Raw genomic sequence first — 12,918 nt, 5'->3', positions numbered from 1 at the left:
TCACCTCATTGTTACCTCATAGATAACTCTAATTTACACAACTATACGTCCTCAACTTGAGATTCTTTCGCAATCAAAATTTTTCCTGTGAGGTGTTCCATGAAAACACTCTATGTATCGGACCTTGACGGTACGCTGCTAAACAGTCAATCCAAGCTTTCCGAATACAGCATGAGCACCATCAACCAATTGATCGAATCCGGAATGTCTTTTTCCTATGCCACGGCACGTTCACTTGTCTCAGCTTCTGTTGTTACGAAGAGACTGAGAACACCGATTCCGGTCATTATCTATAACGGTGCATTCATTGTCGATGCGCAAACCGGCGAACGGCTGGACTCTGCCTCATTCAATGAGCGAGACATACGCAATGTCGCGGAATGGCTCACGGAGCGAAGCCTTTATCCGCTTGTCTACTCATTCGTCAACGAAGTGGAGCGTGTGAGTTGGCTAAAAGGATACGAAAATGACGGGATGCTCCATTATCTTCATTCAAGAAGAGGAGACCCTCGCCTTCGCAGTGTAGACACGATCAGCGATCTGTATGCCGGGGATGTATTCTACTTTACCTGTATCGGTGAGCAGAAACCTATGTCTAAGATTCATCAATGGTTTGACCAAGACAGCAGATATCAGTGTATTTTCCAACAAGAGCTCTACCGTGAGGAATACTGGTGCGAAGTGATGCCCTCACAGGCAACGAAGGCCAATGCCATTGTCCGACTTAGAGAACTCATGGGCTTTGATCGCATCGTTTCATTTGGCGATCGAGTGAACGACTTGTCCATGTTTTCAATATCGAATGAATCCTACGCTGTTGAAAATGCGGTAGATGAATTAAAAGAGCAGGCGACCGGAATCATTGAATCAAACGATGAAGATGGTGTCGCTCGTTGGCTGGAGCTGCACTTCCATTCAGATGAATGAACGAAGAAAGGGTCCAAGTTTCACGCTTGAATAGCTTTTTGAATGGCTTCGGCCAGGCCCTGCGGATTCTCCCACGCCATTGAGTGTCCGGCATTTTCAACGATTTCAATTGTGACACCGTGCGCTCGGAGTACCTGTACGTCCGCGTCCGGCAGTGAGCGTTCACCAAAGATAAACGTCCTCGGACAGTCAAGTGAGTATAAAACTTCTCTTCCTGAAGGTTGTTGCCCCTTTGCTGCAGATTTACAAATTAAGTAGGCTGCCCTGGGCGACCATAGAGATAAAGATGCCGCCCACATTTGATTTCCGCTATTCCGACTTTCCTCTACTAACTCTCTAAATCCATTTTTCAAAAATTCATTTCGATCAAAATCCGCAATATATTTGCTGGACGATCCTTCATCACTTTTATCTAAATTTGCTTCACTCAAAATGATTCGATCGATTCGTTCTCTGCATTGATCCGCTAAAGACAGAGCTACTGCTCCTCCCAAGCTATGTCCAAACAAGATAAACGACTCGAGTCCTATCGATTCAACAAATTCCTTAAGATACTCTGCATGTTCCTGAACGGTATAACCGAAGTCATTTGGTTTGTCACTGTAGCCGGAGCCCAAAAGATCGACAATTACACAGCGATGTTTCGCTAACGCTTCCTGGGCTGCCACTTGCGGATAGTCAAAAGAACCGGCACAACCAAGTCCATGAATAAACAAAATAGGTTGTTCAGTACCTGGAAAATCGTTATAGCGAAGGACTGCATTCGCTTTTTTCACAAAATACTCGTTCATCAAATCACCTTCTGCGATAAATTTGCCAAAGCTTGTCCGCCAAAAAGAAACGGTCATAATCGACGTTCAAGTGAATCATTAATTTCTGCTTTAAGCACTTCAAAAATATAGCACATATGTTCTGCTATTGTCAAAAAAGATCCCTAAACGTTGACTTATCTCAGAAATGTAGTACCGAGTATCCATTCGTTTCTCATCACCTGATTGCCCTTTCTTAATCACCTTCATGCTTTCCTGCCTTCATTCCCGGTTCAAATTTTCGGGTTTGATCAAGCGGTTTTTCTTTTGCAGTCAAAGCCTCTGGATCAAGACAGAATACTGCTGTCGCACTACCCATGGATGAACGATACTTTTCCAAATGATTTCGCGATAACGTTCGATCATAATAGCCGGGAACATATTTATCCAACAATTTTTGCATCGCCACTGTCGCTTCATCCCAATCGGTGAGATGTGTCACTTTGCCAAAAGCCATAACACTCATATAAGCCGTGTCCGTGTGTGCCGGTACAGGATGGGCCATTGTTCCGTATTCTTCACAAACCGTAAAGCAGATGTTCGCATTCGCCTTCATTAAATCTGCCTTTTTGCCTTCATCCGCCCCATGAAAATAAAACTTATTGCTGTACCAAACAAAATTAAGCGGCACAACATAGGGATAGTCCTCATCAGAAAGGCCCAAAAATCCAATCCGTGCTTGTGTCAGAAAATCACTAATCTTCTCAGGGTCGCGGCATTCGAGCATCTGTTTCCGTAAAGGGCGCATATTATTTTCCACCTTTTCTGTCATTTATTGTTTATAATTCTAATTATAAAAGCGATTGTGCCTTTTAAAAGGTACAGATTATGAGTTTTGAGCAAGTACAGAGGTGGGATGAAAATGGAACTTATTCCTCGGCTGGATGAAGATTCAAAGGATCCTTTATATATTCAGTTATATCGTTATTTTAAAAATGAGATTGAACACTCCGTCCTTGAAAAAAGTACACGTCTTCCATCCATCCGCTATCTTGCGGAAAATCTGAAGGTAAGTAAGACAACCGTGCAGATGGCCTATCAACAGCTTCTTGCCGAAGGATATATTGAAAGCCGCGCGCGCAGCGGTTATTTTGTCGCAGAATTTGAAGGAGATTACATTGATTACAACGTAAATCGAGATGTGAATTTTTCTGCCGGATATTCTCCCAAACAGAAACCAACCCCCATCTTATACGATTTCTTTATGTCGGACATTGATACTGCACAATTTCCACTGGATGCCTGGCAAAAATGCGAACGTAAATTGCTGAACCATGAGAATAGAGAGATACTGAAATACGGTCACTTTCAAGGTGAACCGCGATTAAGAGCGGTACTTTCCGACTATCTGCATCATTCTCGCGGTGTCCAGTGCATACCGGAACAAATCGTTATCGCTGCCGGCACCCAATCGATCCTTGACCTACTCTATCATCTGATTGAATGGAAAAATCATCGATTAGCAATGGAAGATCCGGGTTATCAAGGCGTCCGCAGATCGCTGCAAGGATGGTCGATTCACTTAGTGCCCATTCCTGTTGAAGAAGACGGACTATCCATAGATGAGCTAAGTAAAAGTCAAGCAGACGCGGTCTATATCACACCTTCGCACCAATATCCGCTTGGCATGGTGATGCCGATTGCAAAACGAATGAAGCTACTTTCATGGGCTTATGCGCATAACAGCTGGATTATCGAGGATGATTATGATGGCGAATTCCGTTACAGAGGGAAACCGATTCCTTCGTTGCAAGGGATCGATGAACACAATCGTGTCATTTACATCGGAACTTTTTCTAAATCGCTTATGCCTGCGATTCGAGTAAGCTATATGGTTCTGCCGCCCGCTCTGCTTGAAGCCTACCAAAGCTTTGAGTGGAGACAAACTGCTTCACGGCTGCACCAGAAGACATTGGCGCTATTTATCGAAAGCGGACAATGGGACCGCCATATTCGCAAAATGCGGACGCTGTACAAGAAAAAACAGATACTGCTTCTTGATACCATTAAATTGGTAATGGGCAGTCATGTTCGTGTCAGCGGACAGGATGCGGGCTTGCATATCGTCATTCATGTCAAAAGCCGGTACCCGTCGGAAACACTGATCAAGCAAGCAAAAAAGGCGGGTATACACGTGTATGAACCCGCTTGGTCTATTGAAAATATAAAAAGCACAACACTTTTACTCGGGTTCGGAGGACTTTCACCGGAAGAAATAAAGCAGGGAATAAAGCTTTTGCATAAAACCTGGCTGCCCTATTATTCATAATCCGAGCCACATCGTGAAATCAACGATCCTTTTAACTTATCTGTTTTCAGCTGTGAATGAAGGGAACAAGAAGAAATACATGTTAGGGGACATTAAGTCAAAACGTGTGATCAGGAAACGCCCGATATACTTAATAACGGTTCACTCCTTTAATGGGAATGTTCATTAAATAATTCCGCCATCGTCATAAACGCTTTCGTTGTCTTATCTTGAGCCGCTTCAATCTTTGAGAGCCGGACGTTGGTTTCAATTTGAGCCGTTTCCAAATTGCCAATGCGGTGATTCATGACCGATTGCTGGGCACTCAAATCATCCAAACGTTTGTCTATCGAATCAAAACGCTGATCCATTGAGTCTAAACGCTGGTCCATCGAATCAAAACGCTGATCCATTGAATCTAAGCGCTGGTCCATCGAATCAAAACGCTGATCCATTGAATCTAAGCGCTTGTCCATCGAATCAAAACGTTGATCCATTGAGTCTAAACGCTTGTCTATCGAATCAAAACGCTGATCCATTGAGTCTAAGCGCTGGTCTATCGAATCAAAACGCTGATCCATTGAGTCTAAGCGCTGGTCTACATCCTCCTTAAAATCCAGCATAATTTTTCTTGTATCCGTGAGCACCTCAAACAATTGGTGAAATTCGCTTTCCTTATTCGGCATTTAATCGCCTCCTTTTATTTGGTTGCTTTTATTATACAATGCTTTTGGTCTGACCAAAAGTATTTTCGGAGTATTCCATGAACTTATAGACTCGATGAAACTGCAGTCGAAAACGTTGAGGCTGCATATCTATAGATTAGAATCAATGATTCGTTGCACGCCGGATAAACCTGTCACTTGTGAATAAGCCGGAGCAGATATACTTGGAGTCGGAGGCGGGAAAATGCATACGTTGAAAAAAAGTCATATGGCCTTTATGGCGGCCGTTTTATCCGGAGCGATTCTCAATCCGTTGAATTCATCAATGATTGCGCTCGCACTGCACAGCATTCAGCAAGATTTTCATCTCACATTTGCAACGGTTTCTTGGCTCGTCTCCGCCTTTTATCTGGTCAGCGCTGTCGGTCAGCCGGTTGCAGGAAAAGTAGGTGATCTCATCGGACGCCGAAAGCTGTTTATCGGTGGACTGCTGCTTTCCGCGGTTGCCTGCTTATTTGCCCCGCTGGCATCTACCTTTCTCGTGCTGCTCTTGATGCGTCTGCTTCAAGCCATTGGCAACAGCACCATTTATCCGTCCAGTGTCGCACTGGTACATCAATCCGTCAATAAAGAACGTCAAGGTTCGACCCTCGCCGCTCTGGCGATCTGTGCTTCAGTCATGACCGCGTGCGGGCCGTCAGTCGGCGGATTATTAATTGTCTGGGGCGGCTGGCCAAGTATCTTTTACGTGAATTTTCCCTTTATCGTTGTCAGCCTCGCGCTTGGTCTGATAATCTTTCCCAAGGACATCAATAATCGGTCGCATCGTTTGAAAAGCTTGCTGAAACACTTGGATATTCCGGGAATTATCCTTTTTTCCATCAGTATTGTCAGCTTGCTTTGGTTTTTACTCACGATCAAGGAGCGCGTGAACATTTGGGCTGCTGCAGCAGGTTTACTTTCCGGCGGTTTGTTTGTTTGGAGAGAATGCAAAACACGCGCTCCATTTGTTAACCTGCATCTGTTGAAAATAAATCATCGCTTAACCCTTGTCTATCTGCTGTTTATCCTGCTTAACGTCGCCAACTACTGCCTTTTTTATGGGATGCCTACTTTTTTTCAAAGCGGTATGCACTTGGGTATCCGCTTAAGCGGAGTCATGATGCTGTCCATGTCACTCGCCAGTGTGATTGCATCATTAATTACCGGCCACCGAATCGATCATTCCGGACCCACCGTACCGCTTAAGCTTGGTGCATTTCTGACCGCGATCGGTTCGTTGCTTCTCATGATCGTCGCTTTTGAACGATCACTCCTTCTCATCGGACTTTTTCTGCTGCTGATCGGCTGCGGTTACGGCATCGGAAATGTCGCCCTGCAAACGATGATGCTGCGCGAGTCTCCTGAAGAAATGGTCGGTACAAGCGCCGGACTTTTCCAAACCTGTCGTTTTATCGGTTCCATCAGCGCTTCAGCCGTACTCGGCGTCATCTTTGCAACAACCATCACATCAACGGATTTCCTGATCCTGACCTGGGTGCTCGCCGCCGTCAGCGTTCCTGCACTCTTCATTAGTGTGACTTTTTTCCAAGCAAATCGCGCTGATTAAACCAAGCGAGCCCGTGTGCTCAGTTCAGCAATCGGGCAACATCACGAATCTTCCATTTTTTATGCAGAGTCTCTCTGGTGTAAATCTTTTTGGGACTCGCCGATACTTCATCATACGTGCCGTCCTTGTGTGTACCAATCACAAGTGTCGCATGATACCTGCTGTAAAAAACAATATCGCCCACTTTTGGTGTTGATGCATGACGGACAAGTTGTCCATTGCCACGTGCATAATCATAGACATTGCGCACGCGGCGATAAAAGTAAGGCGTCGCAGGCGTATTGGTTCCACCTTGAGTCTCGTAATGGCCCGGATGCCGCGCGTAATCCGCTTTAAGCAGCTGATCCAAAGAAATTCCCGCATCTGCATAGGCGATCCGCGGAACATCAATACATACAATAAACCCCATCTTCCCACCTATATTTCCATGTCCGCCTTTAAGCGGATCATAGAGGACACCTACGAGACGTTTTGCCTCGGAGACAACATCCTGTTTATTCGATTTCCCATTTTCATTGGCATCACTGTCTTTCAAATTAGCAACACCGTCTCCATCCGTGTCGGCATCAAATTCATTGCTGATATGATCTTGATCGATATTGCCTGAAAAGACCTTTTGATCATGAAAGCCGTGAAATTGATAGAGAAATAAGCCCACGAGTGCAAAAACCACGAGAAGTGCCGAAGCAGAAATAGCGAAAATATGTATCTTTTTCAATGTGCCCTCCCATATCTACGACATCGTTCATTTGTATCGTATTATACAACAAAAAATGGAGATCGTTTATTAAGTGAAATGTTTCTTAGGATACAAAAAGAGCTTGCGATAGGGATCCAAGCTCTTTTTGGCAACAGACACGTACGGTAACAGTAAGAAATCTTTCACTTGCCAATGACAGAACTTCTCCGTTCAACGAGAACAACATCATGCCAAGCTCCATCAGGCATTTGAGCAACTTTTTCTCTAAACCCTATTTCCCTAAATCCACACTTTTCATGTAACGCTCGGCTTGCTCTGTTTTCCTTAGTAATTGAAGACTGTAATGTCCAGAAACCATTTTTTTCTGATTCACTAATCAAACGCTGCAGAAGTGCGCTCCCAATTCCTTTGCCTTTACACCTTTCGCTAACGTAAACACTCACTTCACCAATTCCTTTATAACAACAGCGACTGGAAGTGGGACTTAACGCGGCCCATCCTAGAATAAGATCTTCCGAACGCGCAACGATTCGGCATGACGGAACATGAGCCTTGTCCCAACCTTCCCATTCAGGTGCCTCGGTTTGGAAGGTTGCAATTCCTGTTCTAATTCCGTCTAAATAAATCTGTTTCACCTGATCCCAATCGGATTCTTTCATATAATCAATCTGAAAGTTTGCTCTATTAAACGTCAATGAGACTCACTTCTTCCTAGAGAATAAACGATGTTTACTTAGATTTTTCAGCATCCGCTTTTTCAGAATGGCAGCAAGACTTTGTTTGCTCCTCAGCCTTAACTTCTTCAATCTTAATGTTGCAGCAGGAGTGATCTTTCTTCTTTTCGAATAACTTTATTTTGAAACTCATTGATCTCACCTCCTTTAATAAATGGCTTTGATTGCTATATTAGGTAGAACAGGAAGCCCGAAATTGTTGCCATGGCAAAGACCGAGATGACAAAAGCTGTCACCAATTTTTTTTGGAAAATTGAGTTGAGCAGCGCAAGTTCCGGCAAACTTGCACCGGCTGAACTGATCATCAAAGCCATCACCGGAGCGACCGCCATGCCTTTAACAATTAACATTTGCGACATCGGGATCATCATTGATAACCGAATATATAACGGAATACCAATGATTGCTGCTATCGGAACAATCCACCACTGGTCTCCTCCAAAAGTAGAAGAAATCCATTCAGTGGGTACGGCTCCATGGATCACTGCACCGATCGCCGCTCCGATAATTAAGTACGGGTAAACTGTTTTCATAAGCCCGATTGTTTCCTGAAGTGCCCTTCTTAAACTAAATTTCTGTGCGCTCTCCTCATATTCTGTCATGATTATTTGCTTCACCGACTTTTCAAAACCTAATTTTTCGAGCAGCAGGCCGATGACCGTTGACAAAATCGCCGTGATCAACGTATACGTCACAGCAACTTTAACGCCCAGCATTGCGCCCATCAGCGTAATAATCGTAGGGTCGAGAACCGGAGAAGAAAAGAGAAAAACCATAACAATTCCGAATCGAACTTTTTCTTTTAACAAATTGACGATAACCGGAATCGTAGAACAGGAACAAAAAGGGGTAACAAAAGCGAGAATCAGAGCAGCCAGCACACCCAAAGCAGTGCTTCTTCCGCTTAAATAACCATTCAATTTTTCATAAGGGATCAATCCCTGAATCAAACTAATAAGTAAAGAGATGCCAATAAACAGTACGGTAAGTTCCAAAGCAATTGATAGGAAACTTTGAAAAATTGTCCAGAGCATTTTGAAGCCCTCCTTTTATTTGCATAATGCAAATATATGATGTGAATGAAGAAAATAAAAAAAACCATGTGCTTCGTCATCATCCAACTTCCAAACAGAATTAGTCTTGATTTTTTTTGCACAAAAATGGGGAGCAGCAATGTTCGGACTCAGCCATTGATCGGTTTAGCAAATCAATGGAGTGCATGACCGTATCCTTTTCAAAACTGCTCATCCTCGAAAAAACATCTCCAAGAAACGCATTCATTTGCATGTCAATGCTTTCAGCCGTTTGATGGCCTTCGTCTGTCAAGGTAAGAATGAATACTCTTCCGTCATCCGGGCTTGGCGACTTTTTCACAAGATCCATCTTGACGAGTGTCTGGATCTGTCTGCTGAATGTCGTAATATCAATACCGAGTGTTTCAGCAACCATTTGCATGGACTGACCGGGTTTACGCTCGATCTCGTACAGAATATGGCTTTGCACAAGCGATATATTGTATCCGTCGGTGGAGCAGCAGTACTTGGCCAGCAAACCGAAACGTCTGACCATAATTTGAAAGGGTTCTCTAAGGTTTTCCATAGCTATTCCTCCATTGATTCAAATTATAAATCATGTATTTGCAATATGCAACTATTAATTCATGAACTTTATTATTTTTATATACTATTTCCCGCAAAAAAAACAATCATGTTCGTCAGCATGATTGTTTCCTCTTTTCTTTATCGGCATCATTTCTTCAATTGACGGTACATCTGATAATTTTTATTCCCACCAGATAGATTAAAAACCTGCTTAAATCCTAAATTCAGCAAAATATTTTGAGCAGCGTTCCCTGTTACCCCTTTATTACAATAAGTAATCGTGGGAATTGACGGATCCAAAGTTTGTGCTTTTTCCCGGAGATCAGCCAGTGGAATATTGATCGCACCTTCTACAGAAGAAGCCGCATATTGCTTAGGTGAGCGCGCATCAATAATTTGTAAACGCTCATTCACTTGCTGTTTTTTTATCAATTCTTCAGGGGTGATTAATGGATTCCTTCTCAATGCGTTGTCTAAAGCCATTCCAGTATACAAAACAGGATCCTTCGTTGTCGCAAACGGCGGCGCATAAGCAAGGTCTAAATGAAACAGATCTTCCGCTTTCGCCTTAAAAGAAATCGCCGTTGCGAGCACATCAATACGTTTATCAACACCATTTATCCCTGTAATTTGGGCACCCAGTACACGTCCCGTTGCTTTATCCGCAATCGCTTTAATCGTCAGTTCGATTCCGCCCAGATAATCCGCTTTATCTGGCTTGATATTAAATAAAACCGCTAGATCGTAACCTGCTTTCCTAGCTTCTTCTTCTGTCAGCCCTGTTTGAGCGACAGCCATGTCAAACACACGGACAATACCCGTACCTAAAATGCCACGATGTTCCAGACGGCCTCCGGTTATCACATCGCCTGCAATTCGGCCCATTTTATTTGCGGTCGATCCTAGCGGGCGATAAATTGGCTTTCCAGTGATTAATGAGTAACTTTCCGCGACATCACCAACCGCATAGATAGTGCTCACGTTCGTCCGCATTTTCTTATCAACTTGCACGGCTCCTGTGCCGCCTATAGTTATGCCCGCTTCTTTGGCCAGTTTTGTATTTGGCCTGACCCCAGTTGCAAGGATAACCATATCCGTATCAATAATCTCACCGGTGTTCGTCTTCACAGCGGTCACCAACGGTGTGCCAACCACTTCTGCGACGGTTGTTTCGAGGAGCACATGAATACCTTTATCTCGCAAAAGTTGCTCAACTCGAAAAGCCATATCCGGGTCCATATGCTTCATGACTTGTTTCCCGCGCTGGATCAGAGTAACCTCTATGCCTTCATTAAAAAGTTGTTCCGCCATCTCTAAGCCAATAAAACCTGCCCCCAATATCACCGCTCTTTTCGGTTGACGCGCTTCAATATAAGAACGAATAGATCGGGCATTTTGAATAGACCTTACTTGAAACACGTTGTCCCATTTTTGATCGATAAAGGCTTCCGGAGTAACCGGCGCGGCCCCCGTTGCCAGAACAAGTACGTCATAAGTGTCGGTGATTGCCTGGCCTGTTTGTAAATTTGTCATCTGCAATTCTTTCTTATAAGGATCAATATGGGTGACGCGATGCTCTGTAAAAATATCAACGTTATAACGTTTCTTAAACCATGCCGCGTTTCTCGGTGTTAACTTATCGATTGATTCCACTTCTTCACCAACAAAGTAGGGAATACCACATACGGAATAGGAAATATCTTTATCTTGGTCATAAACCACAATCTCAGCATTTTCTGTATTTCTTCTTGCTTTCGCTGCAACACTCGTTCCTGCTGCTACCGATCCTATAACGACAACTCTCATTGTTTCCCTCCAGCTCATTAAGCTTATCATTGTATGCTTATTTCATTATATAAGTGGATAATTATATAAAACAAGCCATCCGCCAATACCTTTATATAATCTTTACAAAAGAAACGAAAAGCTAAAATGAATCACAATCTTTTACCCCAAGAGAATGATAGATACATAAACGCCAATCAAGGTCACAAACAGAACGGGAATGGTAATCACAATGCCGATTTTGAAATACTCTCCCCATCTGATCTTCACGCCTTTCTCGGAAAGCACATGGAGCCACAGCAAGGTTGCAAGTGAGCCGATCGGCGTCATTTTCGGTCCGAGATCTGCACCGACAACATTTGCATAAACTAGTGCTTGATGCATGACTCCGTTGATTGATGCCGCGTCAATAGATAACGCATTGATCATGACGGTTGGCATATTGTTCATGAGCGCAGACAGAACTGCAGAAAGAAAGCCCATGATGAGCGTGCCGGCAAACAGGCCTCCATGCGCTCCGAATTCAATGACTTGAGAAAGGAGGTGAATAATACCTGCATTTCTTAAGCCATAAACCACGACATACATACCTAAAGAAAAGAACACAATACTCCATGGCGCACTTTTTAAAATCGCTTTGGTATGAATGGCCGTACTCCGACTTCCGAGAAAAAGGAAAACAAAGGCTACAGCGAGCGCAATAAAAGACACTGGAATCTTAACCAGGCTGCTGGCAAAATAACCGATGACCAGGACGGCTAAGACAAACCATGAAATGTGGAACATTCGGATATCCTTGAGTGCAGATGACGGCTTTTTCAAATCAGCCATCTGATAGTTTTGCGGCCAGTCTTTTCGAAAATAAAGATAAAGCACAACAATACTGGTAATCAGTGAGAAAATTGTCGGTATGATCATATGCAATGCATATTGACCAAATGATAGGCCAAAAAAGTCTGCGGAAACAATATTTACCAGGTTACTCACAACTAAAGGTAACGACGTCGTATCGGCAATAAAGCCGCTGGCAATCACAAAAGGAAACACACGCCGCTCATCAAATTTCAGTGCTCGAACCATCGCTAATACAATTGGTGTTAGAATCAAAGCACCACCATCGTTCGCAAAAAGTGCAGAGATGAAGGCACCCAAAATCGAAATAAAGATGAACATGCGTATGCCATGCCCATTAGCCAACCGAGCCATGTGCAGAGCCGCCCATTCAAAGAAACCAATATGGTCCAAAATTAATGAGATAATGATAATCGCCACAAATGCGAGAGTGGCATTCCAGATAATACCGGTAACTGTCCAGACATCATTTAAATGAACGACACCAACAAGCAGTGCAACGAGTGCGCCTCCGCATGCCGACCAGCCGATCGATAAATTTTTTGGCTGCCAGATCACAAGCGTCAGCGTCAGCAAAAAGACAACAATAGCTAAGAGTGCAAACATCATCGTTTCTCCTTTTCCCCTATAAAGATAAAGTCAAAATAAAAATGGAGTTAGAATACTATCTTCTCTAACTCCGATACATAAAATGCTCTGCTTCAACAGCAACCGGAAGAACCACAGCCGCAGCTTCCCCCGTCAATGACAAGCTCGCCATCGTCGGCATTGATCGTCAGGGCATCCGTCTGTTCCTGGGCTTGCTGATCCATGACAACAGGAATGCCATTAATTACGATCGGCAGTTCGCCTGATTTCAACTGATCGAGCGTAAAATTAAGCGAGGCACCGCAGCATCCGGGCTCAGCTGTAATCCGCAGGCAATCACAATCATGCTCTTTCATACTTTTTTCGAGTAAGTCCTTTGCTTCGTCGGTTATTTTCATGA

Annotated in this window: 14 protein-coding genes; 3 read left to right on the top strand and 11 right to left on the bottom strand. The window is 43.7% G+C overall.

Translation table 11 applies throughout. The annotated features are described in order from the left end of the window. Positions 1–99: 99 nt before the first annotated feature. On the top strand, positions 100–927 hold the full coding sequence (locus NOM01_RS09195) for an HAD family hydrolase (protein WP_093673186.1): 828 nt from the start codon (positions 100–102) through the stop codon (positions 925–927). 20 nt (positions 928–947) lie between these two features. Here NOM01_RS09195 and NOM01_RS09190 read toward each other — a convergent pair whose 3' ends face one another. Both NOM01_RS09190 and NOM01_RS09185 read right to left on the bottom strand, forming a co-directional pair. Continuing rightward, positions 948–1,718, bottom strand: coding sequence for an alpha/beta fold hydrolase (locus NOM01_RS09190; RefSeq protein WP_093673184.1), 771 nt, complete (start codon positions 1,716–1,718; stop codon positions 948–950). A gap of 214 nt (positions 1,719–1,932) precedes the next feature. Beyond that, positions 1,933–2,484, bottom strand: coding sequence for a pyridoxamine 5'-phosphate oxidase family protein (locus NOM01_RS09185; RefSeq protein WP_093673182.1), 552 nt, complete (start codon positions 2,482–2,484; stop codon positions 1,933–1,935). A 114-nt stretch (positions 2,485–2,598) separates the two neighbouring features. Between NOM01_RS09185 and pdxR the strand changes: the two genes are divergently transcribed. Further along, positions 2,599–4,005, top strand: a complete 1,407-nt coding sequence (pdxR, locus tag NOM01_RS09180) for a MocR-like pyridoxine biosynthesis transcription factor PdxR (protein ID WP_255748240.1) — start codon at positions 2,599–2,601, stop codon at positions 4,003–4,005. Positions 4,006–4,154: 149 nt separating this feature from the next. On the opposite strand, the gene NOM01_RS09175 is transcribed toward pdxR, so the two are convergent. Beyond that, positions 4,155–4,670, bottom strand: a complete 516-nt coding sequence (locus NOM01_RS09175; RefSeq protein ID WP_255748239.1) for a DUF16 domain-containing protein — start codon at positions 4,668–4,670, stop codon at positions 4,155–4,157. Between the two features lie 223 nt (positions 4,671–4,893). On the opposite strand from NOM01_RS09175, the gene NOM01_RS09170 reads away from it, so the two are divergent. Beyond that, a complete protein-coding gene (locus NOM01_RS09170) occupies positions 4,894–6,258 on the top strand; it encodes an MFS transporter (RefSeq protein ID WP_255748237.1) in 1,365 nt (454 codons plus the stop codon). A 19-nt stretch (positions 6,259–6,277) separates the two neighbouring features. Here NOM01_RS09170 and NOM01_RS09165 read toward each other — a convergent pair whose 3' ends face one another. The 8 genes from NOM01_RS09165 to NOM01_RS09130 form a co-directional block, all read right to left on the bottom strand. Further along, a complete protein-coding gene (locus NOM01_RS09165) occupies positions 6,278–6,976 on the bottom strand; it encodes a DUF1287 domain-containing protein (RefSeq protein ID WP_255748235.1) in 699 nt (232 codons plus the stop codon). Positions 6,977–7,140: 164 nt separating this feature from the next. After that, positions 7,141–7,653, bottom strand: coding sequence for a GNAT family N-acetyltransferase (locus tag NOM01_RS09160; protein WP_255748233.1), 513 nt, complete (start codon positions 7,651–7,653; stop codon positions 7,141–7,143). 34 nt (positions 7,654–7,687) lie between these two features. Then, the gene (locus NOM01_RS09155; RefSeq protein ID WP_177184760.1) at positions 7,688–7,825 is read right to left on the bottom strand and encodes a hypothetical protein; all 138 of its coding nucleotides are present in this window, start codon (positions 7,823–7,825) and stop codon (positions 7,688–7,690) included. A 34-nt stretch (positions 7,826–7,859) separates the two neighbouring features. Further along, entirely contained in the window at positions 7,860–8,726 is an 867-nt protein-coding gene (locus NOM01_RS09150; protein WP_255748229.1) for a permease, read from the bottom strand. 100 nt (positions 8,727–8,826) lie between these two features. Next, positions 8,827–9,291: a MarR family winged helix-turn-helix transcriptional regulator gene (locus NOM01_RS09145; RefSeq protein WP_255748227.1), complete on the bottom strand. Its 465-nt coding sequence runs from the start codon at positions 9,289–9,291 to the stop codon at positions 8,827–8,829. Between the two features lie 149 nt (positions 9,292–9,440). Further along, a complete protein-coding gene (locus NOM01_RS09140; protein ID WP_255748225.1) occupies positions 9,441–11,099 on the bottom strand; it encodes an FAD-dependent oxidoreductase in 1,659 nt (552 codons plus the stop codon). 141 nt (positions 11,100–11,240) lie between these two features. Continuing rightward, complete coding sequence (locus tag NOM01_RS09135) at positions 11,241–12,539, bottom strand: arsenic transporter (protein WP_370646023.1); 1,299 nt, start codon at positions 12,537–12,539, stop codon at positions 11,241–11,243. Positions 12,540–12,631: 92 nt separating this feature from the next. Beyond that, the gene (locus NOM01_RS09130; protein WP_255748223.1) at positions 12,632–12,916 is read right to left on the bottom strand and encodes a hypothetical protein; all 285 of its coding nucleotides are present in this window, start codon (positions 12,914–12,916) and stop codon (positions 12,632–12,634) included. Between the last annotated feature and the right edge of the window lie 2 nt (positions 12,917–12,918).

This window comes from Sporolactobacillus sp. STSJ-5 (assembly GCF_024385605.1).
Classification (GTDB): Bacteria; Bacillota; Bacilli; order Bacillales; family Sporolactobacillaceae; genus Sporolactobacillus.
This window is presented reverse-complemented; position numbering and strand designations above follow the sequence as displayed.

What these genes read in the sequence shown, in the direction of transcription:
- NOM01_RS09195 (WP_093673186.1), top strand. Translation starts at nt 100, where the DNA reads ATGAAAACACTCTATGTATCGGACCTTGACGGTACGCTGCTAAACAGT.
- NOM01_RS09190 (WP_093673184.1), bottom strand. Translation starts at nt 1,718, where the DNA reads ATGAACGAGTATTTTGTGAAAAAAGCGAATGCAGTCCTTCGCTATAAC.
- NOM01_RS09135 (WP_370646023.1), bottom strand. Translation starts at nt 12,539, where the DNA reads ATGATGTTTGCACTCTTAGCTATTGTTGTCTTTTTGCTGACGCTGACG.
- NOM01_RS09185 (WP_093673182.1), bottom strand. Translation starts at nt 2,484, where the DNA reads ATGCGCCCTTTACGGAAACAGATGCTCGAATGCCGCGACCCTGAGAAG.
- NOM01_RS09175 (WP_255748239.1), bottom strand. Translation starts at nt 4,670, where the DNA reads ATGCCGAATAAGGAAAGCGAATTTCACCAATTGTTTGAGGTGCTCACG.
- pdxR (WP_255748240.1), top strand. Translation starts at nt 2,599, where the DNA reads ATGGAACTTATTCCTCGGCTGGATGAAGATTCAAAGGATCCTTTATAT.
- NOM01_RS09130 (WP_255748223.1), bottom strand. Translation starts at nt 12,916, where the DNA reads ATGAAAATAACCGACGAAGCAAAGGACTTACTCGAAAAAAGTATGAAA.
- NOM01_RS09150 (WP_255748229.1), bottom strand. Translation starts at nt 8,726, where the DNA reads ATGCTCTGGACAATTTTTCAAAGTTTCCTATCAATTGCTTTGGAACTT.
- NOM01_RS09155 (WP_177184760.1), bottom strand. Translation starts at nt 7,825, where the DNA reads ATGAGTTTCAAAATAAAGTTATTCGAAAAGAAGAAAGATCACTCCTGC.
- NOM01_RS09140 (WP_255748225.1), bottom strand. Translation starts at nt 11,099, where the DNA reads ATGAGAGTTGTCGTTATAGGATCGGTAGCAGCAGGAACGAGTGTTGCA.
- NOM01_RS09145 (WP_255748227.1), bottom strand. Translation starts at nt 9,291, where the DNA reads ATGGAAAACCTTAGAGAACCCTTTCAAATTATGGTCAGACGTTTCGGT.
- NOM01_RS09170 (WP_255748237.1), top strand. Translation starts at nt 4,894, where the DNA reads ATGCATACGTTGAAAAAAAGTCATATGGCCTTTATGGCGGCCGTTTTA.